Annotated in this window: 21 protein-coding genes; 14 read left to right on the top strand and 7 right to left on the bottom strand. The window is 71.3% G+C overall.

The genetic code is table 11. The features are described from left to right. Positions 1–25: 25 nt before the first annotated feature. The 3 genes from GTY58_RS19775 to GTY58_RS19765 form a co-directional block, all read right to left on the bottom strand. On the bottom strand, positions 26–925 hold the full coding sequence (locus GTY58_RS19775; protein ID WP_010985210.1) for a MerR family transcriptional regulator: 900 nt from the start codon (positions 923–925) through the stop codon (positions 26–28). A 72-nt stretch (positions 926–997) separates the two neighbouring features. Next, positions 998–1,507 carry a glutathione peroxidase gene (locus GTY58_RS19770; protein ID WP_010985209.1) on the bottom strand — a complete coding sequence of 170 codons (510 nt, stop codon included), beginning with the start codon at positions 1,505–1,507 and terminating at the stop codon, positions 998–1,000. A 9-nt stretch (positions 1,508–1,516) separates the two neighbouring features. Beyond that, positions 1,517–2,500, bottom strand: a complete 984-nt coding sequence (locus tag GTY58_RS19765) for a winged helix-turn-helix domain-containing protein (RefSeq protein ID WP_010985208.1) — start codon at positions 2,498–2,500, stop codon at positions 1,517–1,519. A gap of 58 nt (positions 2,501–2,558) precedes the next feature. Between GTY58_RS19765 and GTY58_RS19760 the strand changes: the two genes are divergently transcribed. Continuing rightward, a complete protein-coding gene (locus tag GTY58_RS19760; protein ID WP_010985207.1) occupies positions 2,559–3,791 on the top strand; it encodes an MFS transporter in 1,233 nt (410 codons plus the stop codon). A gap of 117 nt (positions 3,792–3,908) precedes the next feature. Next, on the top strand, positions 3,909–4,649 hold the full coding sequence (locus tag GTY58_RS19755) for a Crp/Fnr family transcriptional regulator (protein ID WP_010985206.1): 741 nt from the start codon (positions 3,909–3,911) through the stop codon (positions 4,647–4,649). A 68-nt stretch (positions 4,650–4,717) separates the two neighbouring features. On the opposite strand, the gene GTY58_RS19750 is transcribed toward GTY58_RS19755, so the two are convergent. Continuing rightward, positions 4,718–5,236 (bottom strand): Pycsar system effector family protein, encoded by a 519-nt coding sequence (locus GTY58_RS19750; RefSeq protein WP_010985205.1) that lies wholly within the window; start codon positions 5,234–5,236, stop codon positions 4,718–4,720. Positions 5,237–5,467: 231 nt separating this feature from the next. On the opposite strand from GTY58_RS19750, the gene GTY58_RS19745 reads away from it, so the two are divergent. From GTY58_RS19745 to GTY58_RS19715, 7 genes are all read left to right on the top strand, one after another. Beyond that, positions 5,468–6,211 (top strand): hypothetical protein, encoded by a 744-nt coding sequence (locus GTY58_RS19745; RefSeq protein ID WP_037645087.1) that lies wholly within the window; start codon positions 5,468–5,470, stop codon positions 6,209–6,211. 19 nt (positions 6,212–6,230) lie between these two features. After that, entirely contained in the window at positions 6,231–8,597 is a 2,367-nt protein-coding gene (locus tag GTY58_RS19740) for a hypothetical protein (protein ID WP_010985203.1), read from the top strand. 5 nt (positions 8,598–8,602) lie between these two features. After that, entirely contained in the window at positions 8,603–10,126 is a 1,524-nt protein-coding gene (locus GTY58_RS19735) for a hypothetical protein (RefSeq protein ID WP_010985202.1), read from the top strand. After that, entirely contained in the window at positions 10,116–11,462 is a 1,347-nt protein-coding gene (locus tag GTY58_RS19730; protein WP_037644731.1) for a DUF4407 domain-containing protein, read from the top strand. The genes GTY58_RS19735 and GTY58_RS19730 overlap by 11 nt, the downstream gene beginning before the upstream one ends. 202 nt (positions 11,463–11,664) lie before the next feature. Beyond that, positions 11,665–14,154 (top strand): aminopeptidase N, encoded by a 2,490-nt coding sequence (pepN, locus tag GTY58_RS19725; protein ID WP_010985200.1) that lies wholly within the window; start codon positions 11,665–11,667, stop codon positions 14,152–14,154. A 333-nt stretch (positions 14,155–14,487) separates the two neighbouring features. Beyond that, entirely contained in the window at positions 14,488–14,694 is a 207-nt protein-coding gene (locus GTY58_RS19720; RefSeq protein ID WP_037644734.1) for a hypothetical protein, read from the top strand. Between the two features lie 15 nt (positions 14,695–14,709). Continuing rightward, the gene (locus GTY58_RS19715) at positions 14,710–15,555 is read left to right on the top strand and encodes a DUF2637 domain-containing protein (RefSeq protein WP_010985199.1); all 846 of its coding nucleotides are present in this window, start codon (positions 14,710–14,712) and stop codon (positions 15,553–15,555) included. 563 nt (positions 15,556–16,118) lie between these two features. On the opposite strand, the gene GTY58_RS19710 is transcribed toward GTY58_RS19715, so the two are convergent. Beyond that, positions 16,119–16,445: a hypothetical protein gene (locus GTY58_RS19710; protein ID WP_010985198.1), complete on the bottom strand. Its 327-nt coding sequence runs from the start codon at positions 16,443–16,445 to the stop codon at positions 16,119–16,121. 570 nt (positions 16,446–17,015) lie between these two features. Here GTY58_RS19710 and GTY58_RS19705 point away from each other — a divergent pair. Further along, positions 17,016–18,131 carry a GNAT family N-acetyltransferase gene (locus tag GTY58_RS19705; protein WP_010985197.1) on the top strand — a complete coding sequence of 372 codons (1,116 nt, stop codon included), beginning with the start codon at positions 17,016–17,018 and terminating at the stop codon, positions 18,129–18,131. A gap of 120 nt (positions 18,132–18,251) precedes the next feature. Beyond that, the gene (locus tag GTY58_RS19700) at positions 18,252–19,493 is read left to right on the top strand and encodes a DegT/DnrJ/EryC1/StrS family aminotransferase (RefSeq protein ID WP_037645089.1); all 1,242 of its coding nucleotides are present in this window, start codon (positions 18,252–18,254) and stop codon (positions 19,491–19,493) included. Positions 19,494–19,530: 37 nt separating this feature from the next. Here the strand turns inward: GTY58_RS19700 and GTY58_RS19695 are convergent, their stop codons facing one another. Next, complete coding sequence (locus tag GTY58_RS19695; protein ID WP_010985195.1) at positions 19,531–19,989, bottom strand: Lrp/AsnC family transcriptional regulator; 459 nt, start codon at positions 19,987–19,989, stop codon at positions 19,531–19,533. A gap of 111 nt (positions 19,990–20,100) precedes the next feature. Between GTY58_RS19695 and GTY58_RS19690 the strand changes: the two genes are divergently transcribed. Both GTY58_RS19690 and GTY58_RS19685 read left to right on the top strand, forming a co-directional pair. After that, positions 20,101–20,718, top strand: coding sequence for a LysE family translocator (locus tag GTY58_RS19690; RefSeq protein ID WP_010985194.1), 618 nt, complete (start codon positions 20,101–20,103; stop codon positions 20,716–20,718). Between the two features lie 216 nt (positions 20,719–20,934). Next, a complete protein-coding gene (locus tag GTY58_RS19685) occupies positions 20,935–21,360 on the top strand; it encodes an SMI1/KNR4 family protein (RefSeq protein WP_037644737.1) in 426 nt (141 codons plus the stop codon). A 94-nt stretch (positions 21,361–21,454) separates the two neighbouring features. Here the strand turns inward: GTY58_RS19685 and GTY58_RS19680 are convergent, their stop codons facing one another. Then, positions 21,455–22,090, bottom strand: coding sequence for an ATP-binding protein (locus GTY58_RS19680; protein ID WP_237528835.1), 636 nt, complete (start codon positions 22,088–22,090; stop codon positions 21,455–21,457). A 241-nt stretch (positions 22,091–22,331) separates the two neighbouring features. Here GTY58_RS19680 and GTY58_RS19675 point away from each other — a divergent pair, with 241 nt between their 5' ends. After that, on the top strand, positions 22,332–22,928 hold the full coding sequence (locus tag GTY58_RS19675; RefSeq protein WP_010985191.1) for a TetR/AcrR family transcriptional regulator: 597 nt from the start codon (positions 22,332–22,334) through the stop codon (positions 22,926–22,928). Positions 22,929–23,157 lie beyond the last annotated feature (229 nt).

Here is a 23,157-nt window from a genome sequence, read left to right as displayed (position 1 = left end):
CCTCAGCCCACCTCGGCGCGCCCCGTCACCTCACCGGGAACGCCACATCGCACACCGCGTCCTGAGGCCCCGCCGCGTCCCAGTCGGCGAAGTACACCTCCCGGCACGGCCCCGCGTGGTTCAGCCCCCGCTCCGCGATCCACTCCTCCACCGCCTCGAAGGCCGCGTGGATCTGCGGGTTTGCCACCTGGGCCTTCGTGATGCGGGTGTAGGCGAGACGCCGGGCCGGCTCGACGCGGACCCCGGTGTCCCAGGCCCGCCCGTGTTCCTCGGCCCACGCCCGCGCGGCGGCCTCGTCGGCGACCGGCACGCAGGCCTCCGCCGGCCCGTCGCTCTCCTGCGACACCTCCGCGTGGTACGCGACGAACGGCGCCCCGGTCGTCCCCCCGCACGCCTGCGCCGCGTCCTCCAGACGCCCCAGCGCCGCCCCGATCCACGTCGGCAGCTCGTCCGGCAGGATGTGCCGTGTCTGTGTGATCAGCACCTGCTCGGGCACGTCCACCGTCTCGACCACGAACTTCCCGTACATCTCGGAGCTCCTCCCCGACAGTCGTCCACGGAGGTACTCGGCGAGCGTCCGCTGCGAGGCGAACCGCGCTTCGGCTTCCGCCCAGTAGCAGGCCAGCCGGTCGGCCGCCGACGGGCCGTCGAGCCCGGCCGGTTCCACCACCTCGGCGATCCGCGCGAGCGGCATGTCCAGCCGCCGCAGCAGCGCGACCATGCGGGCGCGCTCGGCCTGGTCGGCGCGGTAGTAGCGGTAGCCGGTCGTCGCGTCGACGTGTGCCGGGGGCAGCAGACCGAGCCGGTCGTACAGCCGCAGCGCCTTCGGCGAGAGCCGCGAGCGCGCGGCGAACGCGCCGATGGTGAGCAGCTCACCCGAGCGCACACGTTCCTGGTCCACGAGTTCCACGAGTTCCCGGTCCACGAGCCCATCCTCCGTCACCGGGCGCCGTCCGCCCGGTGACACAGGACACTCGTCCTTGCCCCAGGGGCAAGGTCAACCGGCGAGCTGCCGCTCCACCGCCGTCACGACCTCGGCCGACTCCGGCTCGGTCTGCGGAGAGAAGCGGGCGACGACCTTCCCGTCCCGCCCGATGAGGAACTTCTCGAAGTTCCAGCGGATGTCGCCGGTGTGCCCCTCGCCGTCGGCGAAGCCCACGAGGCTCTCGTACAGCGCGTGCCGCGCGTCCCCGTTCACCTCGACCTTCTCGGTCAGCGGGAAGGTCACGCCGTACGTCGCCGAGCAGAACTCCGCGATCTCCTCGGAGGTCCCCGGCTCCTGCCCGAGGAACTGGTTGCACGGCACGCCGAGCACGGTGAAGCCCTGGGCCGCGTACCGCTCCTGGAGCCGCTCGAGACCGGCGTACTGCGGGGTCAGCCCGCACTTGGAGGCCACGTTCACAATGAGGACGGCCTTGCCGGCGTACTGCGAAAGGTCGGCGGAACCGCCCTGGAGCGCGTCGATCTCGGTGTCGAGGACAGAGGTGGCAGCGTTGTCTGTAGTCATGAGCGGATGCTAACTCCGCTCGGTGTCGTCCCCGCTCTGGGCCTTGACCAGGACCTCACCGGCCGGTGTCCGCGAGTAGAGCACCGACCGGCCCGCCCGCCGCCGCTCCACCAGCCGCGCGTCCAGCAGCACGCGCAGATGCCGCCCGACCGACCCCAGCCGCTGCCCGGTCACGGCGACCAGCTGGGAGGTGGACAGGGGAGAGCCGAGGAGGACGAGCACGGCGGCCCGCGCGGGCCCGAGCAGCGCGCCGAGGCTCGCGGGCACGGCCTCGGACCCGCCGCCGGCCAGGACGCCCGCGCACGGGTAGACGACGGCGTACCGGTGGGGCTCCTCCCAGCTCACCCAGCCGATCCGCTGCGGGGTGACCGGTACGAAGAACAGCTGGGCGCCGGAGATCTCGCGCGGCGGGTACGCGTGCGGATTGACCTGGAACCGGTTCTCGCCGAGCCAGCGCGTCCCCGGCCGCAGCTCGTCCAGCACGGCCGCCCAGCCGCCCCGGCCCAACTGCGCGGTCCGCGCGACGACATCGGCCTCGAGGACGCGCCGCCGCCGGGCCCAGTACGGGCGTACGGCCTCGGTCCAGAGCCAGGTGAGGAGGTCGGCGGCGCGTTCAGGGAGGTCGTCGCGGTGCAGGCGGGCGGGGAGCGGGCCGCGCAGGGAGACGGTGAGGTGGCCGCGGGCCGCTTCGGGGGAAGCCGAACGGACCCGGGCGACCTCCTCCTCGAAGGTCTCCCTCTCCCGCGGGGCGGGGGTGAAGAAGTCGGCGATCCAGTCCCGCCCGAGCCCGGAGCGCACCAGCTGCGCGGCGACCGGATCGGCCGCCAGCAGCTCCCGGTACGCGGGCAGGTGGGCGTCGAGCCAGCCGCGCTCACCGGGGTGCGAGGCGACCCCCGCGTGCAGCAGCTTCAGGCTCGCGAAGGTCTCGGCGAGCGGTGACAGTACGAAGCGGCAGCCGGCGAGAGTGTCGGCGTTGACCTGCCACCAGCCCATGTTTCGCCTCCCCGCGAAACAATAACGGCCCCCGCGTACGCCGTCCGAGACTCCGCGCATGCGCAGCTACTCCGACCTCTTCCGCACGCGGGAGTTCACCCCGCTGTTCGTGTCCTCCTGCTTCCGCACCGCGGCCGCCACGGTGAGCGGTCTGGCCCTCGGCACGCTGGTGTACCGGGCGACGGACTCGCCGCTGCTCTCCGCCCTGAGCATGTTCGGCCCGTCGCTGGCGCAGGTCGTGGGCGCGACGACCCTCCTGTCGGCGGCGGACCGGCTGCCGCCGCGGGCGACCGTGGCGGGCATCGCGCTCGCCTTCGCGCTCGGTACGGCGGTGATGGCGGCACCCGGTCTCCCGGTCTGGACGATCTTCGTCCTGCTGCTGCTCCTCGGCCTGGTCCAGTCGCTCGGCGGCGGAGTTCTGTGGGGCCTGCTGAACGAGATCCTCGCCAAGGAGGGCTATCTGCTGGGCCGTTCGGTGTTCAACATGATGAGCGGGGTCGCACAGATCACGGGGTACGCGACGGGCGGCGTCCTGGTGGCGCTGCTGTCCCCACGGGTCACGCTCCTCGCGGCGGCGGCGCTCTACCTGGCGTCGGCCCTCACCGCCCGCCTGGGCCTGACCGGCCGCGCCCCGCGCGCCTCCGGCCGCCCGTCCGTCGTACAGACCTGGCGCACGAACGCGCGCCTGTTCTCCTCGCCCGAGCGCCGCACCCTCTACCTCCTCCTCTGGATCCCCAACGGCCTGATCGTCGGCTGCGAGTCGCTGTTCGTGTCGTACGCGCCGAGCCGGGCGGGCGCGCTGTTCGCCTTCGCGGCGTTCGGCATGTTCGTGGGGGACGTGACGACGGGCCGTTTCCTTGCGCCCCGGGTGCGGGCCCGCCTGGGCATCCCGTTCCTGCTGCTGCTCGCGGCGCCGTACCTGCTGTTCGCGCTCCGGCCGGGGGTGGCCCTGGCGACGGCGTGCGTGGCCGTCGCCTCGATCGGCTTCGGTTCGAGCCTGATCCAGCAGGAGCGGCTGGTGTCCCTGATCCCGGACGAACTGAGCGGCCACGGCCTCGGACTGCACACCTCGGGCATGCTGACCATGCAGGGCGTGAGCGCCGCACTGGCGGGCGGCGTCGCCCAACTCACCTCACCCGGCCCGGCGATGACGATCATGGCCGTCGCCTCGATCACCGTGACCCTGACACTGGCACCGTCCCTCCTCCGTCGCGGCGCCGCGTCCCGGGACCGCCGACACCCGGAGGTGTCCGCGCCGAAGGAAAGGCGATCCGGAGTGAACTCCTCCTGAATGAAGGCCGGTCGTGCCACACGCGAAGTCGGCGGGACCGGGTGGTGAGAGTTCCTCGCCCGGGGGCGTGGTCGGCGGCAGGATTGAGGCGTAGTCGCCGAACTGCCGGGGGGAACCGTGTTCACGCCGTACGACTCCGAGGAGTGGCCTGCCCGCAGTCTGCTGGGGGTGCTGTCGCCGCCCGCGCGGCGGGAACTGCTCGGCCTGGGTGTCGAGACGCGGTTCGAGCCGGGTGAGGTGCTGCTGACCGAGGGCGCGCACGACCGGCATGTCCTGTTGCTGCTGTCCGGCTTCGCCAAGGTGACCGCGACCGTGGAGAACGGCGAGACGTCGCTGCTCGCCGTCCGGGTCGGCGGCGACTCGATCGGGGAGATGGCGGCCATGGACGGGGCGCCGCGCTCGGCCACGGTGACCGCGTGCGGGCCGATGACGGCCCGGGTGCTGCAACCCGGGGTGCTGCACGGTCTGCTGATGCGGCGCCCGGAGGTGTCCATGGCCCTGGCCGGCATCGTCGCGGACCGGCTGCGCTGGGCGAACCGGCGGCGCCTGGACTTCCGCGGCTATCCGGCCAAGGTGCGGCTGGCCCGGCTCCTGGTGGAGCTCGCCACCTCCTACGGGCGCCCGACGGACGGCGGCGTCGTCGTCGGCTGCCGGCTGACGCAGCCGGAGATGGCCGCGCTCACCGGGGCCGCCGAGACGACGATCCACAAGGGGCTGCGCGAACTGCGTGAGGGCGGTCTGCTGGAGACCGGCTACCGCTCGACGGTCGTCCGGGACCTGCCCCGGCTGAGGCAGCTGGCGAACCTGGCGCCCGAAGGCCGCGAAGGCCACGAAGGCCACGAACCCCAAGGGTCCTGACGGCCCCCTAAGGCACCAGAGTCCCTGACGGCCCCCAAAAGCCCCGGCGGCTGAGCCTCCTTCGGCACTCAGGCCAGTACGGGACGCAGCACCACGAACAGCCCCGCGCTGGTCCCCATCACCGCCGTGCACACCACGGCACCGGTCAGACACCGGTACTTCCGCAGCGCCACCCGCGCGAGAAACCTGACCGTGTGGGACAGCTCCCGCCGATCGGTCGCCTCGTCGGCGCCGGGAGCCTCGGCGGGCAGGATGTCGGGGCCCGAGGCGAGGTGGACGAAGCTGTATCTGTTGGCGTGCGCGGAGTGCAGCACCCGGGGCCGCAGCGTCGCCGCCAGACAGCCGGCGCCGACGAACAGGCCGCCCAGGAACAGGGTGAGCAGCGTCCCGGCGAGCACGCCCGCCGCTCCACCCCGCTCCACGGTGTGCAGGGCCTGCCGGCTCCAGGTGTCGGCCGTGCCGACCAGCGCCGCCTGCGCGGCCGCCAGGATCCCGGCCTTGGTGTCCGCGTGCTGATGGGTGGTCTGCAGGGCGGTGAACATGTACTGCGCGGGGCGGTTGTCCGGATCGGCACCGGCGGACGGCATGCGTTCTCCTCGTGACGGTGGGTACGACCCGTCCAGTCAGGCGCCGGTTCCGCCGGTCGAACCAGTCACTTCTATTGCTTTGCGGGAATTCCCGCATCTTGCTGCATCCCGTATTTCCACGGGGTCCGGGCCGCGTCGCGCGTGTACGACTGAGCCGTACCGGCGTCCGCGTGTCCGGGGGAGCGGGCGCCGGTGCATTCACGAGAGCACGAAAGTCGGGGAGTGGGGAACATGAGCACGTTCGGGCGCAGACTGCTGCTGGCGGTCGACGCGAAGGGGTACGGCGGCGTCGACGTACTGACACAGACGCAGTTGCAGGAGGCCATCCAGCGGCTGCTCGGGCAGGCGGCGGACGCGGCCGGTCTGGAGCGGGAGCGGTGGGCGACGCAGGAGGCCGGCGACTCGGTGCTCGCGGTCCTGCCCGAGGGGGCGTCCGAACCGGACCTCGTCGACACGTTCATGCGCAGCCTGGACGCGGGACTGCGGGCCTTCAACCACGGGCGGCTGCCCCAGGCGTGGCTGCGACTCAGGGCGGCCGTGCACTTCGGTACGGCGTCCCCGGCGGCCAACGGATTCGTCGGCAGGGCTCCGGTCGAGATCGGCCGGATCCGCGACAGCGCGGTCCTGCGCTCCGCCCTGGCCGCCGCACCGGACGCCGCTCTGGCCGTCGCGGTCTCGTCGACCGTCTTCAACGACGTGATCCGCGAGGCGTACACGACGATCCGGGCGCAGGAGTTCCGCGAGGTGCGGATCGAGGAGAAGGAGTACACCGGGCGGGCGTGGATCTGGGTGCCCGGGTACGACGTACGCGGGCTCGAACTGGACGGCGCGGGCGCGGACGGCCCACGCCCTGGGGGTGGTGAAACGCCCGCCGCGCGCCCCCCGAATGCGCCAACTGCTCCTGTGGACACGGTCGTTCAGCAGTTCTACGGAACCGTCAACGCCGAGGGCGCCGTCTTCGGAATCTCCAAGTGACTCCGAGTGACGGCCGGGAATGAACGAGGAACAGCAGCACGAACAGCAGCAGGAGAGGCCGGGGACGCCTGCCGGGGAGCAATGGACGGCGCCCGCCTCCGCGCCCCCGCCCGCAGCGGCCGGTGCCGGCGCGGATCCCGGCGCGGATCCCGGCGCGGATCCCGGCGCGGATCCCGACGCCGCAGGAGCCGAGGCGAAGGACACCGCCGCACCCGAGAACACCGTGAACCCCGAGAAGGACACGGCGGCGGCGAAGAAGGACCCGGCGGCGAAGAAGGACACGGCGGCGAAGAAGGACACGGCTGCCAGGAAGGACGAGACGGCCGCAGAGAAGGACGCCTCGGCCGCGTCGGCCGCCGAGAAGGCGGAGCGCGCCGCCCAGGTCCAGCACAACAACGTCAACCAGCACTTCTACGGCTCCCTCGACGCCCGCCACGCCCACTTCGGCATCGGCGGGATCGGCGGCACGGACACGCCGAACACCCGCCGCCGGGCCATCGGGCGGCTCGACGCCGGAGAGGCGGACGCGGTCCTGGAGTCGTACGTCGCACCGCCCTGCTTCGAGGAGGCGGTGCGCGCGCTGCGGCAGGACGGTGTGGTGGTGCTGGTCGGGCCGCCCGGCACGGGCAAGCGCTCGGGGGCGGTGGCCCTCCTCGACGCGGTCGCCGACGGCGCGGAGTACGTGGTGCTCTCCCCGGGCCGGAGCCTGGAGGAGCTCGCCACCGGGCGGCCGGCCTTCGAGAAGGGCAACGGCTATGTGCTGCTCGACCGGATGAACGAGGGCTCGTCGTCCGGGACGGCGGACTTCGACTGGCGGCGGGTCCGGGACGCGGTGCGCGAGCAGGGTGCGCACCTGGTGGTGACCACCGTGCACACGGTCGACGGGGAGCCCCCCGAGTCCGTACGCCATCTGACCTGGCAGGTCCCCGCCCTGGCGGACGTGCTGCGAGTGCGGCTGCGGAAGGCGGGATGCGCCGAGAGCACCGTCGAGCAGGCCGTCGGGCTGCTGCCCGCCGGATGCCGGATCGCGGAGGCCGTCGCGGCCGCCGACCGGATCGCCCGGGGCGCCGACCCGGCCGGGGTCTGGCAGGAGTACGGCAGCAGCGCCGCGCACCCCGTGCGCGACTGGTTCGCCGCCGAACGCTCGCTCCAGGAGGCCGCCGAGGTCACGACGCTCGCCTTCGTCATCGGTGCCGGGCGCCGCGACTTCGAGCTGTGCCAGGAAGGTCTTGAGCCGTATCTGGCCCCGGCCTTCCCCCAGACGCCGACCGGTCCCGGGACGGCCACGGCGGACGGCGCCCCGGCGGCCGCGCCCCGGCGGACCGTCGACCGACGGCGCTCCCTGGCCCGTAACGACCTGGTCGCCACCGAGGCGCAGAAGCACGGCGCGCTCAGCCGGACCGTGCTGGTCTTCCGCAGCCCGCAGTACCGGCAGTGGGTCCTGGAGGAACTGTGGGCGAACCACTCGACGGACTACTGGGACGGCGTACGGGACTGGCTGACCGACATGGTCCGCACCGTGCCCGACCCCGACCTCCAGATGTCCGTCGCCTCCGGCCTCGCCCTGCTCGCCCGGCCCGCCTTCGACGAGGTCGCCGAGTCCTATCTGCACCCCTGGGCGCGGGGCACGGCGGGCCCCCTCGGGCAGTCCACGGCCACGATGGTGCTGTGGTGGATGTGCCTCCTGGACGAGAACCTCGGCGCCACCGCGCTGGCCGTCGCCCGCGGCTGGGCCCAGTCCCGCGACCCGGGGCTGCGCTCGACGGCGATGGCGGCGTTCGGCGGGGAGCTTGGCGTCCGCTTCCCCTCCGACGCCGTGAAGTGGCTGTGGCATCTGATCAGCCGGGCCGGTGACGAGTCCGCGGAGGCGGTCTCCGCCCTCGCCGCCCTCGTCGCCGTGCAGGTCGCGTCCCGGGAGAACGCCGGCGTCGTCTTCGTCTTCGCGGCCCTCGCGCACCGGATGGGCGTCCAGGGGAGAACGGGCGCCGCGACCCATCTGAAGGAAGCCACCTTCGACGCCGTCCAGGCCGTCCTGACGGTACGCGACCTGGGCAGCAAACGCCCCGTCTGCGCCGTACTGGCCGGACGGCGCCCCCAACTGATCGACAGGTTCGGACAGTTGTGGGCCGGACTGCTGTGCAACCGGCCGCGGCGCGCCTCGGCGCTGCGGGACCTGCACGACACCCTGCGCGCCCTGCCGGCCACGTGCGAGAAGCCCGAGGCCATAGCCGGACGCTTCGGCCGGGCGGTCGGCGCCGCCCTGCCGGCGGACGAACGCCCCCTGCTGGACAGGGCGTTGCGGGCGATGGCGGCCCGCTCCGACGACACGGTCGCCGCCGCCCTCACCGAGACCTTCCTGACCGCCGTACTGAGCACGGAGGACTGACACGCATGGCACAGAGATATCCGCTGGTCGAACAGCGGGAGTACGGGCTTGCGCAGCAGCGCGGCGGCTGGCTGCGCAAGCGCACGAGCAGGGGAGACGGGGAGCTGCCGCCGCTGGCCGCACACCAGGTCCGGGTCTTCAGGGTCGGTGAGGAGTACGTCGAGGACCACGGCCGGCTGCGGCCCGACGACGGTGTGGTGGTCGCCGCCAGCTCGGTCACGGTCGTCGACCGGAGGGCGAGCGTTCCCGTCGTCGTCGAGATGCGCATCCCGTCCGCCGAGGTGGGCGACTTCACCCTGCGGACGACCTTCCACTGCACCGTCACGGACGCGCGTGCCGTCGTACGGGACGGGGTCACCGATGTGGAGGCGCTGCTCTTCGGCTACCTCCGGGGCATCCCGGGCCTCGCCGAGGAGGGCGGCGATCTGCGGATCGTCGACTCGGCCACCGTGCGCCGCCGGGTCGACGCCCGGCTGGCCGCGTATCTGGACATGCGGCCGCCGGTCGTCTCCGGCCTGAAGGCCGTGCCGTCCGCGGTCGACGTCCTCACCCCGGAGGAACTCGCCGCGCACCTGAAGGAGGTCGAGGAGGCCAGGCTCGCCCGGGAGAAGGAGCGCCTGCGGGACGAGATGGAACAGGAGCGGGTCCGCGCCGAGGCCGACAAGGAGCGGCTGCGCGAGGAGATCCGGCGCGAGGAGGCCCTCATGAAGGAGCTGAACCGCCAGGAGCGGGAGCGGATGCGCACGACGTACGAGCGCACCGACAGCGCCGAGGGGCAGGAGCACGCGCTCGGGCTCGAGGCCCAGCGCAACGGGTTCGTCCGGAACCAGATAACCGAGGACCTCCGGGTCATCGGCAACGATCCGATCGCCGCCGACTTCTACGCCAACCGCAGCGGGGACCTGACCGCCGGCGCGTTCGCCGAGCGGCGTCGCGAGGACGAGTCCGGTCGCCTCGAACGCGAGGACGCGCTGCACAAGCTCGAACAGGAGTACCTGGAGCGCCGGGCCACCCTGGAGCGCGAGGACCAGGAGCGGCGGGCCGCCCTCGACCGGGACGAGCGGCGCTACCGGCTCGACCGGGGCGACCGGATCAGGGAGTTGACCCGCCAGGACCGGAACGAGGAGGCCGCCGCCAAGCGCGAGGAACAGGCTCGCAGCCGGGCGGAGGCGCGCGAGGACAGGCTGCGCGAACGGCTGGAGGGCCGGCAGGACGCCCAGCTGCTGCGCGAGGAGCAGCGCAAGTGGGCGGAGCGGCGCATCGACCTCGGCAAGCACCTCGTCAACCGGGGGCTCGTCGACAACGCGGCGGTCGACATGGGCGCCTTCATCAACAGCGTGAGCGAGATCCCCCCGTACGGCTCGGCCCAGGCGCTGGGCCAGGGCCGGGACGAGGAGGTGCAGAAGGCCTCGGCGGAACGCCTCGACAAGCAGACCAGGAGGCCGGCCCCCACCGATGTGGTCGACGGTGACGGCGACGACGGCGACGACAGCGACATCGGAGTCTCGGAGGCGAACCTTGGCGACTGACGCACCGGTCCGCCCGGCCGACTGGGCACCGTTCCCCGACGACCCGAGGCCCTTCCGCCCGGCGCGCTCCGACCGGAGCCCGGCGGTACGGCTGCGCGGGGTGATCGGCGTCGACGAGGACGTACTGGACTGGGTGCCGGAGGAGCGAGCCCGCTACACCCGCTACGGCGCGATAGTCGTCAACACCGCGTTGCTGGGCGGCGTCTCCATGGCCCTGGCCATGGGCACCTTCCGTTCCGACCTCCCGCTCGCGGTGGTGATCCTGGTCGCCGTGGTCTGGTTCTGGGTGGTCCTCGCCCTGGACAGCTGGCTGGTGTCGAGCACCCACGGCGTGCCGGCCAGAAACCCGCTGCGGGTGCTGCTGCCGCGCCTCGTGCTCTCCGTGCTCCTCGGTCTCTTCATCGCCGAGCCGCTGCTGTTCCAGATCTTCGACAAGGAGATCCACCAGCAGATCGCGGTGGGCAACGAGGAGAAGGTGAGCACCTACAAGGGCATGCTGGTGTCCTGCAACCCCGCCGACGGCTCGGACACCAGCGGCCGGGCCGCATGCGGGAAGTACCAGCTGAAGGTGGAGGGTTCCACGGCCCAGCTCCGTGACGACATCCAGCGCAACACCGCCCGAACCAAGGCGATGCGGGCCCAGGTCGACGGCATCAACAAGACCCTGAACGCCAAGATGGCCACCGAGCAGCGCGAATGCGCCCGGGACAAGTGGATCTGGTACGGCGATGTCGCCGACGTCAGCCAGACCTGCGAGCGCGCCCGCGCGGACTCCTCGTCCTACCGCACGACCAGCAAGATCAAGAGGTACGAGGGCGAACTCGAGAACCTCGTCGCGAAGGGCCGGACCCTGACCGCGCGCATGGAGAAGGCCGGCGACGCCTACCAGCCCGCTCTCCAGCGGAGTATCGACGCCAAGACGCGGCAGCGGGCGGCCGAACTCGACGACGACGGGATCCTCACGCGGGCCCACGCGCTCGAAGCGGTCGCCTGGTCCGACTGGTACGCCGGGTTCGTGTTCGTCGTACTGCACCTGCTGATCCTGGCCGTCGACGCCATGCCCGTCCTGGCGAAGCTGATGAGCGGCTGCACGACGTACGACACTCTGCTCACCGCCCGCCTCGACACGAGCCGCCGTCTGCACTCCGACGACCTTCAGGTGCAGCACGCCTGCGCCACCATGGAGTACGAGGTGCGGCGGCACCGCATCGAGCAGGACACGTCGGAGCGGATGCGGCGGCTGGAGCACGACCACGGCCTGGCGCAGGCGGAACGGGCCGCCCTCTTCCGCGCGGAACTCGACGCGCGGGCGGCACGGATCCTGCGGGGGGACTGAGCCCGGCCCCGGCCGGGTCGCACACGGATTCCGAGGGACCGTGTGCGCCCCGGCCGGCCGGCGCTCCTGAACAGCGAGCCGAACGCCGCGCCCCCCGGTCGAGGATCAGGAAACCGTTGGCCAACCACCACCTCCGGCACGGATAAATAGATGGCGCACCGCACCGAAGTCGGCGTGCGGAGCATCTACGGAGGAGGAACGGATGGACATCCGGAGCCTGAGCCAGGCCGAAGCCGAACGGCGGGCCGCGCTGCTCACGGTCGAGAGGTACGACGTGGCGGTCGACCTCACCGCTCTGCCGGACGGGCCGGACGTGCGATGCGTGTCCACCGTGACCTTCGGCTGTCGTGAACCGGGCGCGGAGACGTTCGTGGACTGCGCGGCCCAGGTGCTGAGCGCCACGCTCAACGGCGTCGAACTCACCCCGGCCGCCGACGGACGCATCCCGCTGCCCGCCCTGGACGCGCACAACGTGCTGCGGGTAGAGAGCGTGCAGTCGAACACCGCCGAGGGCGAGGGCGTGCACAAGGCGGTCGACCCCGCGGACGGCGAGGTCTACGTCTGGATGTCGTTCGAGCCCGACGAGGCCAGGTTCGTGTGGGCGTGCTTCGACCAGCCCGACCTCAAGGCCCCGCACGCGTTCACGGTGACGGCGCCGTACGACTGGACCGTCACGAGCAACTCCGGCGACCCGCGGATCGAGGAACTCGGGGAACGCGACGAACCCAGCCGGCCGGCAGCGCGCCGCTGGACGTTCCCGGACACCCCGCCCCTGGCGACGTACAACACGGTCGTCAACGCGGGCCCGTTCCACGAGATCCGCCGCGAGGCCGACGGCTACGACCTGGGCATCTACGCCCGCCGCTCCCTCGCCCAGATCCTCGAACGGGACGCCGACGACGTCTTCACGGTCACCCGCCAGGGTCTGGCCTTCTTCGCCCGGGTCTTCGGAATGCCGTTCCCGCAGCGCAAGTACGACCAGGTCTTCGTACCCGAGTTCGGCGGGGCGATGGAGAACTACGGCTGCGTCACCTGGGCGGACGGCTTCCTGTGCCGCGCCGAGCCGACGCCCGCCGAGCGCGAACTGCTCGCGAAGGTCCTGCTCCACGAGATGGCGCACATGTGGTTCGGCAACATCGTCACCATGCGCTGGTGGGACGACCTCTGGCTGAACGAGGCGTTCGCCGAGTTCGCCTGCAACTGGGCCGCCGCCGACGCCACTTCGCACACCGACGCCTGGGCCGGACACCTGGCGAACGGCAAGCTCCGCGCCTATCTCGCCGACCAGGGCCCGATCTCCCACCCGATCCGCCAGCCCGTCCGCGATGTCGCCGAGGCGGCGTCGATCTTCGACGCGATCACCTACCCCAAGGGCGCCTCGGTCCTGCGCCAGCTGATGACCTACGTCGGCGAGTCGGCCTTCTCGGCCGGCATGACCGCGTACTTCGCCCGCCACGCCTGGGGCAACACCACGCTCCAGGACCTGATCGACGCCCTCGCCGAAGCGAGCGGCCGCGACCTGGACGCCTGGCGCGCGGGCTGGCTGGAGACGGCGGGGACGGACCGCCTCACGCTGGAGCGGGAGGGCGACGGCTACGTACTGGTGGCCCACGGCCCGGACAGCGGTCCCCGGCCGCATGTGCTGGCGGTCGGCGCGTACCGCGCGTCGCGGGACGGCTCGCTGGAACGTACGGCGCTGGTGACGGCGGAGGTGACGGGGGAGCGCACGCCCGTCGCCCTGCCGCCGGCCGCGGACGGCGCCCCCGCCCTCGTCCTCGTGAACGACGAAGACCTGACCTTCGCCACGACCCGGCCCGAGCCCACCGCCGCGTCCGCGTACCTCTCCGCGGCTGCCCGGCTGCCCACCGCCATCTCCCGGGGCGTGGCCGTGGCGACGGTGTGGGACATGCTGGTCACGGGGGAGGTGACGGCGGCGGAGGCGGGCCGCTGCGTCACAGCGGTGGTCGAGTCCGAGACATCGGACGCGGTGATCGAGCCGTACCTCACGCTGGCCGGGGACATCGCGGAACTGTGGGCGCCCGACGCCGAACGCCCCGCGCTGACGGCGCTGGTGGCCGCGGCCTGCCGCCGCCTCGCGGAGGACCCCCGCCGCCGCCAGGTGAGCCTGCGCGGCCTGGCCCGCACCGCCACCGCTCCCGACGACCTGGCCTGGCTGGAGTCGCAGACGGCCCAGGACATCGACCTGCGCTGGCGCCTTCTGGCCCGCCGGGCGGAACTGGGCGACAAGACCGCCGATGACGTGGCCCTCCTGCTGGACCAGGACCCCGACCCCGACGCCTGGGTGCGTGCGCTCACGGTCCGGGCCGCCACTCCCGACGCCGAGGCCAAGGAGGAGGTCTGGCAGAAGCTGGTGGTGGAACGAGCGGTCCCGCTCAGCTCGGTCAGCCAGGTCACCACGGCGTTCTGGCGCCCGTCCCAGGACCTGCTGCTGGCACCGTACGCCGAGCGCTACCTCGCCCTGATCCCCCAGTTGGAGCGCGGCGGCATGATTCCGGCGATGGTGTTCACGAGCCGGCTGCTCCCGCCGTACGCGATCGACGCCGAGTTCCTCACGACAGCGGAGAACGCCTCCCGGGACACGGTCCCGGTGGTCCGGAAGACCTTGCTGGAACGCTCGGACATCGTGCGGCGGATGCTGGGAGCGCGGGAGTACGGGGGCGCGGGGGCCTGACCGGCCCGAATGTCACCGAAGGCCCCGGACGGACCCCCATGACCGGACCGGACCGGGGCCTTCGCCTGACGCCCCTCGGATGTGGCGAAACCTTTCTCCTGTCCGAGGAGAATTCAAAAGACAAACCGCTTGGCTTTTCACTCGTTGAGCGTGTCGCGGTTAATTCTAATGACAAACGCTGTCGTCAACTATTTCACCGGATTACGCTCACTCATTTGCCGCGCATCTGGAGGAGGAGGGCCGCGTTAGCGGAATATGACGAAAGCTAGGATCCTTGGCTCGACCCGCTCCGGAGCGGCGGCGGAGAATCTGCCCGCGGCCCGTGCTGTGGCAGTGGGGCGGTACACCTACACGCCTGCCGCGGCGTACTCATCTCCCGATGCGCGCGGCACCTTGCACGGAGACGGCGCGCGGGTCGAACTACAGGTCACCGAGTCGCTGCTCAGTGAGTTTCTGACGCTGCTGGACGCGGCCCAGGAGGAACTCGGTCGGCGGTGGAGCAGCCAGGGACACTCCGGCTACCACACGGCCCGCATGTGACGGGGGCGGATTTCCGTGAATGACGACTATCCGGATCTCTCCTTCCCCCGGCGCGAACGGTATCTCGGTGCCTACCCCACCACGTCGGGTACCGGCCGGCACCGGGGTCCTGTCGACGCCCTGCACTCGGCGGTTCCCTTGGAAGGCTCCGACCCGGGCTGGGACCCGGTCGAGGAACTCACCTACCTCCTTCAGGACGCCGCGGCGGAGCAGGCGGCGGCCATGGTGCCGCCACCTCGCAGCGAGCCGCCGTCCGGCGACGGCTTCAGTGGCGACCCGATGGAGAACCTGGCGCAGATCACCGCTGAGTTGCCGCCCATCCGGCGCCCTGCCGCCGGGCATCGGAAGGTGCGAGTCCGCAAACTCCGCTTTACGTGGTTGCAGACCGTCAGCTTCGTGATGGCCGCGTTCGCCGCCGTCATCGTGTCGATGGTGAGCGTCTTCGGCGGCATGGTGGCCTACGCTCCGCTCCAGCGGATCGCGTCCGGCACGCAGAGCGGGACGGTCCCCTGGTGGCCCCTCCTGGTCTACGGCCCCTGGATGGTGGCCTCGCTCTCCATCCTGCGGACCGCCCTGCACCAACGCCGGGCCGTGCACTCGTGGTTCGTCGTTCTGCTGTTCTCCTCCGTCGCGATGATGCTCTGCGTGGCCGAGGCCGACAGGACCTTCACCGGTATCGCCGCGGCCGCCCTGCCCGCCCTCGCGTCCCTGGCCTGCTTCCAGCAACTGGTCCGGCAGATCACCCTGACCCGGCCACCGCGCCAGCGCACGTCCCGCCACCGGCAGCGCCTCATCCCCGCACCTCAGGAGTCGACCGAAGCCATGCCGGACCCCGTCCTTCGGGAAACGCCTCGCGCCTGATTCGGCTCGGTCGCCTTCCCGACCGCTCTCCGGCCGGCCTCCCGGCCGCTTTCCCCGGACGGCTCAGCTCTCCACCGCTCTCTACCGATCTTGATGAAACAACCCCTGGCCGGTGCATACGGTCAGGGGTTGTGTGTTCCTCGCCGGTCGGACGCCGGACCACGAGGTGCGCTCCCCGGGCGTCGGCGGCCGGGTAGCACCACTGGTCTTCATGACTGCACCACTGTCACGATCATCACCGGGCGCGCGAGCGTCAAGGCGGCGACTGTCGCCAAGGTGGACACCTCGCAGGACGAGCTGACGAAGTTCTGTGCCCCGTGGGAGATGCCCGGGGTCGTCCGTCGTAAGGCCCTATGTCGACGGCGAAATACGATCCCACCAGTCGCGCGCGGATCATCTGCTCCTGATGAGTGTGCGCACGGCTGTCCGCGAGCTCTACCAGGAGTCCAGAGAGCTCATAGACACGTACACGCGAGAATTCCGGCGACTCGCCAAGCGGGGGACGGGAGTGACGTGACGCGCGGCCGGCGGCTGAACATGGCTTCCTCCGAATCGCAGACGGCTCACAGAGAGGTGAGAGCGCCGGCCGAAATCGGGGGACGGTTCTTGACCTGGCGGTTGTGGCGGCGGCGCATCAGCTCCCCGGGGAGCAGTGCGGCTCCGCAGTAAAGGGACAAGCCCGCCCAGAGCGGGAGCGTGAAGCAGAGTACGCATGAACTTGCGAGCCAGGCCGGGATGAAAATCAGGTCGACCCATGGCGGAACGCATTCATGCCGGAGGGAGGCAAAGGATATCGGCCGTCCTTGGCTGCGTGCCGAGACGTACCGCATGTAGGTCATGCTGGCGGCCGCCCCGATGGCGATGGCGGCCAAGGTGGTGATGATCAGCACGAAGATCTCCTGAGTCTGTTCCTGGGAAGTTCTGCATCCAGAGAAATTAGCCGGGGAAGCCTCGCGTCAAGTCACGGGAAGTTGTGGCTTGAAATTCCAAAATCGATCTTGAGTAATGAGAGCCGCCGTGCGGAACGGCGAACCGGGAGTCCCTGGGAGACCGTGGAGACACCGCAGACCCCGGGGGCAGCCGACGGGCCCGCCCGCCCAAAAGCCCGGCCGCCCGCCCCCCCCCCCGGTCGGCTCCGGCGAAATCAGCACATCCGCACCCGCCCGCACTCTTCCGTTACGACAGACACCCTTGACAGCGTGCGTACTGTTTCGCGACGTTTGAGCCTTGCCGAACGGCTCGAGTCCCGGGCGTCGACCGTGGCACGAGCGCGTACACGGCGTGGATCAGCAGATGGCCAAGGAAGTGGCAGGACGCGGACAGCGCGTCATGGGGGAAATGGGGGGAGCGGTCGCCCATGCGATCCATTCGATCCATGAACAGTGATCCACACGCCGCACCGGCCTGCGCGGTGACCGGTGCGTCCCTCGCGGAGCCTGCGGAAGGGCAGTTGATCTGAGGTGGACATCACGATCCACAGACCCGCGGAGCTGAACACCTCGCTTCGCCGGGCCTGGCACCAGGCGATGGACGAGTCGCCCGACTACGCCAACCCTTTCCTGGCACCGGAGTTCGCGGCGGGGATCGGCACGTACCGCGGCGGGGCGCAGGTGGCGGTCCTGCGTGAGGGCGGGGAACCCGTGGGGTTCTTCCCGTACGAGCGCAACTCCTTCGGCGTCGGCCGGGCCATCGGTCTCGGCCTCTCCGACTGCCAGGCCCTCGTGCACCGCCCCGGGGTCACCTGGGACCCGCAGGAACTGCTGCGGGCCTGCGGGCTGTCCGTCTTCGAGTTCGACCACCTCGTCGAGGAGCAGAAGCCCTTCGGCAGATACGTCACGGGGACCTTCGCCTCACCGGTGATCGACCTGAAGGACGGCGGCGGCAGCTACGCGGAGTGGCTGCGCGGCGCGTACCCGGGGCTGGCCAAGACGACACTGAAGAAGGAACGCCGCCTGGGGCGCGACCTGGGCGAGATGCGGTTCGTCTACGACGAGCGCGACCCGCGGGCGCTGCGCACCCTCATGGAGTGGAAGTCCGCCCAGTACCGCAGGACGGGACGGATGGACCGGTTCTCGCGGCCGTGGATCGTCGACCTGGTGAACCACCTGTTCCACGTCCGCGACGAGCACTTCACCGGTGTGCTGTCCGTGGTGTACGCCGGCGACCGGCCGGTGGCCGCGCACTTCGGACCGAGATCGCGCACGGTGTTCGCGGCCTGGTTCACGGCGTACGACCCCGAGCTCCGCTACTACTCGCCCGGGCTGATCATGCACCTTCGGATGGCCGAGGCGGCGGGCCGGGACGGTGTACGGCTCATGGACATGGGGCGCGGCGACAAGGAGTACAAGGACTGGCTCAAGACCCGCGAGCTGCGCGTGGGCGAGGGGTTCGCGACCCGTCCCCACCCGGTGGCGGCGGCGCACCGGCTGTGGCGCAGACCGGTGCGCGGCCTGCGGAACACGGTCCTGGCCCATCCCACGCTGCGGGAGCCGGCCGACCGGCTGCTGAGGACGGTCGGCACGCTGCGCACGTCGGGCCGGGCGGACTCGGGCGGAGCGGGACCCCGTGCACGCTGAGCCGGGGCCCGCCCCGCCGGAAGCCCGGCCCGGCCCCGACCGGCGCTCGCGCGCACGCGCCGGGTCTCCCGGGCGCCCCTTCGACGACCCTTCGACGGCCCTTCGACGGAAGAGGTGACGATGCCGTACGGATCGCGGCTCGCCGCGATGATGACACGGCGACTCGGACGCGAATGCGTCTACACGCCCTCGGCACGGCTGGCCCTGTATCTGGCGCTGCGGCACTGGTGCCGGCCCGGCGCACGGGTGCTGATGTCACCGGTGAACGACGACGTGATCCTCTTCGTGGTCCTCGCGGCCGGGCTGCGCCCGGTCCTTGCCCCCGTGTCCGTGGGGGACGGCAACATCGACCCGGCCGCCGTACCGGAGTCGACCTGGCGGAGCGTGGACGCCGTCCTGACCACGAATCTGTACGGGATGCCGGACCGGGTCGTGGAACTGCGGCGCCGCTGCGAGCAGTTGGGGATCCCCCTGTTCGAGGACGCGGCGCACGCGATCGGCACGCACGTGGACGGGCAGCCGATCGGGACGTTCGGGAAGGCGGCGGCATTCAGCCTGTCCAAGCACGTGGCGGCGTCGGCCGGCGGCTTCCTCGCCGTCGAGGACGCGCGCACCCGGCGGGAGTTGGAGCTGCTGCGCGACGCCCTCCTGGTGCCGCGCCGCCTCCATGACGACCTGGCCGCGACGCTCCGGCCGCTGGCGCGGTCGGCCGTACGCACCCTCCATCTGGTGCGTCCCGTATGGCGGACGATGCAGCGTCTCGGGGTGCTGGAACGCGATGACTTCCGTATGGCCCTGCACGCGGAGCGGCTCTCCGGCTGCGCGCGCGAGGCGCCGAGCCTGGCCGCGTACGAGCCCTGGGTGCGCGTCGACCTGCACGGCTTCCGGTCCCGCCACGGGGCCCTGGTCCGCGGGCAGTTGACACTGCGGATGGACCGGCTCGACGACGACCTCGCCCGGCGTGCGGTCGGTGTCTCGCTGCTGTCCGGCACCGCCTGGGCCTCCCCGGCACTCCGCGACCGGACGGCGCACAACGGCCATCTCCCCCTCTTCCGTGTTCCGCTCCTGGTCCACGACCGCAACGCCCTCATAGAACGCCTGGTGAGCCACGGCGTGGTCACCGGGTATGTCTACGACCCCCCGCTCGACGACTACGCGGGCGCGGAGTTCGTCGAACCGTCCCCCGACCCGTCGGCCGCCCGCTGGTTCGCCTCACACGTGCTTCCGGCCGACCCGCTCCTGGCCCGCGGGATCACCAACGCCCTGACGGCAGAACAGGCGGCAACGGCACACCCCTCGACCCCGGCCGCGGCCCCGGCCCCCATCCCGGACACCACCCCGCCGACCCCCTTGGGCCAGTGAGGCGGGTCGGCGGGTTACGTCGCGGAAACGGCCGGTCTCACGGCTGCTCGGGCAGCGGGCGATCGTTGACGACGTGCTTCATGACCAGGGTGGAGGTCAGGCGCTGTACGCCTGGCAGGGTGGCCAGGTGGCGGTCGTAGAGCTCCTGGAAGGCGGCCAGGTCGGCGGTGGCGACGCGCAGGATGTAGTCGGGGTCGCCGAACAGCCGCTGGGCCTGGATGACCTGCGGGACGGCGGCCACGGCCTGCTCGAAGGTGGAGACGGTGTCGCGGTCCTCCCAGCGCAGCGTGACGAACACCAGGGCCTCGAAGTTCAGGCCGACCGCGGCCGGGTCCACGACGGCGCGGTAGCCGCGGATCGCGCCCGTGCGCTCCAGATCGCGCAGTCGCCGGTGGCACGGCGAGACGCTGAGCTGTACGCGGGCGGCCAGCTCGGTCACTGTCAGGCGGCCGTCCATCTGTAGCTCGGTAAGAATTTTCCGATCAAGCGCATCCATAGAAAGATTCTCCCCCAGTCCAGGCGTTGGCGAGCAAATCATAGGAACACTTTCGGGCAGAAAGTTCCTAATCTTCCCTCTTGAAGTGATGAACGTGAGAGGGATGGATTCATGGACGCGGGCACAGTGGCGGCCTTCCTGGCGATTGATCTTCTGCTGGTGTTCACGCCCGGGGCGGACTGGGCCTACGCGATCGCGGCGGGACTGCGGGACCGTTCGGTCGTCCCGGCGGTGGCCGGGCTGGTGGCGGGATACGCCGGGTACACCCTGCTCGCCGTGGCCGGCCTGGTGGTGATCGTCGCCGGCTCCGCGAGCCTGCTCACCGCTCTGACCGTCCTGGGGGCCGCCTACCTGATATGGCTCGGCTGGAGCGTTCTGGCGCGGCCGGCCACTCCCCAGGCCTCCGCGGAGGCCGTGGCCGCTTCCAGGTGGCGGATCGTGCTGAGGGGCGCGGGGATCAGCGGTCTGAACCCCAAGGCGCTGCTGCTGTACTTCTCTCTGTTCCCGCAGTTCATCCACCCCGGTGAGGGGTGGCCCGTAGCGGCTCAGACCGGTCTGTTCGGCACGCTCCACATGGCCAGCTGCGCCGTCGTCTACCTGGCCGTGGGCGTCTTGGCCCGCACCGTACTGAAGGCCCGGCCGACGGCGGCTCGCGCCGTGGCCCGAGTCAGCGGAACCATGATGATCGTCATCGGCGGGTTCCTCCTCGTGGAACGCCTGGCCGGATGACGGCCCCGCCCTCCTGGCGCCGGCCGTGGGCGACCACATCGAGGCCGTGGGAACGGTCCTGAAGTCGGGCCGCACCGGTGAATGTCGACGCACGAGGCGACCAGTGAATTCCGCCGTCCACCCCGCGGCCGGGCCGCATGGTCACGATCCGCGGCACACGGTCAAGAGGCTGATGGTCCGATTGCCTTCTTCGGAGGGCCGCGAGACCATCGCCGGATGTGGGGAGAGTTGATCACGCGGCACACCAGCGAGGTCGAGTTCGGTGCTCCGGTCTCGGACGACGCGCTGACTTGGGCTGCGGGGGTCCTGGGCTCCCCGCTGCCGGACGAACTGATCTCGGTGCTGCGCGAGAGCAACGGCATCGTCGGCGAGTACGGCAACCACTTGGTGTCGCCGATCGAGACGATCGTCCAGCGGAACGTGGAGCTTCGCAGCTCCTTCTCCGAGCTCTACATGGCCTTCGACCAACTGCTCTTCTTCTCGGACATCCCGGGCAACGGCGATCTGTTCGGGATGGTTCTCGTGCCGGGGCAGTACGACCAGGTGTTCGTCTGGGATCACGAGACCGACAGCCGGAACTGGGTCGCCTCGTCCCTCGCCGATTTCCTGGAGCGGTGGCTTACCGGGGCGATCGACGAATAGCCCGGCACGACGGCCGACCAAGTCCGTTGGTGCGGAGACCGAGACGGCCCGGCACGAGGCCGGACCGTCTCGGTTCTGCGGCCGGACCATCAGCTCAGTCGGAGGCGGGCGATCCCTCGGGCTCAGGTGTCCGCGTCAGCAGTTCGAACCACGTGGTTTTGCCGGTGGCGGTACGGGTACTGCCCCAGGCCTCGCTGAGCAGATCGAGCAGTTCGGTGCCGCGTCCGCCTTCCGCGTCGGTGTCGACGACGCGGCGTACGGGGCCGGCGGGGTCCGTGTCCTCGACCTCGCACCGCAGACGGGAGCCGCGCACCTGCAAGTTGAGCCGCAGTGGGCCGCGGGTGTGGCGCAGGGCGTTGGTGACCACTTCGCTGACCAGGAGCTCGGCGGTGTCGGCCAGGTCCTCCAGATTCCAGTCGCCCAGTTGCGCGGTCACCGTCCGCCGGGCCAGACGGGCCGAGGTCAGCTCCCGCTGCAGAGGCCAGGAAGCGTCCCAGGCGGTGGCGCGGGCGCGGGGCGCGTCGAGCGGTTGCAGGGGTGCCAGGACGCGGGACCAGAGAGCCAGGTTCCGGTGCACCCATGTCGTGGGTGTGTCCTTCAGGGGCCGGCCCTTCCTCTGAGCGTGGTGGTCCGAAGCGCCCTTCTGCCCCGATTCCCCGTGGCGGCGGCAGATCCGGGCCAAGCGCTCCCCGAGGGAGGTCGTGGTGAGGCCGATCACCTGGGAGGCCATGGAACCACTCCTTTCTGAGCTGCTGGCGACCATGGCTGCCGAGGTGCCACGTCTTGCGTTCGCGTAGCACTCGCTACATCTATAAATGTACATGTAGCGGGCGCTACAGTAAATACCTCAACGAAAGCTAATGAATCGGACAGGTGTGATCCATTCCGCCCTGTCCGCCCTGCCCGCCCTGCCCGCCCTGCCCGTCCCGTCCGTCCCCGTCCCGCCCGTGTAGCTGCACCTGGGAGCCTTCATGCCACGCCCGCCCGATCCCGCCAAACGACGCGACCTGCTGGACCGGGTCCGTGAGTACATGATCCGCAACGGCTTGGCCGACCTGTCCCTTCGCCCGCTGGCCCGGTCCCTGGGCACCAGCGACCGCATGCTCTTGTACTACTTCGGGAGTAAGGAGCGCATGGTCGCCGAGGCACTCGCCCTGGACGAGAGGCGACCGCTCCTGCGCGCCCGGATCCTGCTCGGCCCCACCGACTCCCCCAGGAACCCGGCGTGGCTCCGCCGCTTCATGGAGGAAACCTGGCGGCAGCTCAGTGCCCCCGACCTGCGCGCCGCGCTCCCCCTCTACCTCGAGGTCATGACCGTCAGCGTGCTCCACCCCGACCGGTACGGGCCCTTCATGCGCGACGTGCTGACCGAGTGGAGGGGCCTGCTCGTCTCCGTCTTCCGCGACCTGGGCATGGCCGAAGCCCGAGCCCGAACGGAGGCCGACCTCCTGGTCGACGCGTTCTTCGGCCTGCTCATCGCACCCCTGGCCGACGGCGGATGGGACCGGTCCGACGCCGCCGTCCACGCCCTCCTCGACCGCCTCGAACCCGGCTGGCACGACACCTGAACCCGGCCGGCACGACACCTGGAGACGCTCAGGCCGACAGCTCGGTGAGAACCTCTCGGTCTGACGCCCACGGTCCGTCCGAGCGGCACCGGCGGAAGCCTGCGATCCCCGCCGTGATGCTGCAAGGGACGGCACACCGGCGCCGCCATGCCGGTGACCCCGTGGTGCGCCTGCTGTGCGGCACCCGGATCACCCGGGAGGTTGGCACCGAAGCAGGGCGCGGCGGAGC

It is taken from the genome of Streptomyces sp. SID5469 (genome assembly GCF_009862865.1).
GTDB lineage: Bacteria > Actinomycetota > Actinomycetes > Streptomycetales > Streptomycetaceae > Streptomyces > Streptomyces avermitilis.
The sequence above is the reverse complement of the archived record's forward strand: the minus strand, read 5'-3'. Positions and strand labels throughout refer to the sequence as shown.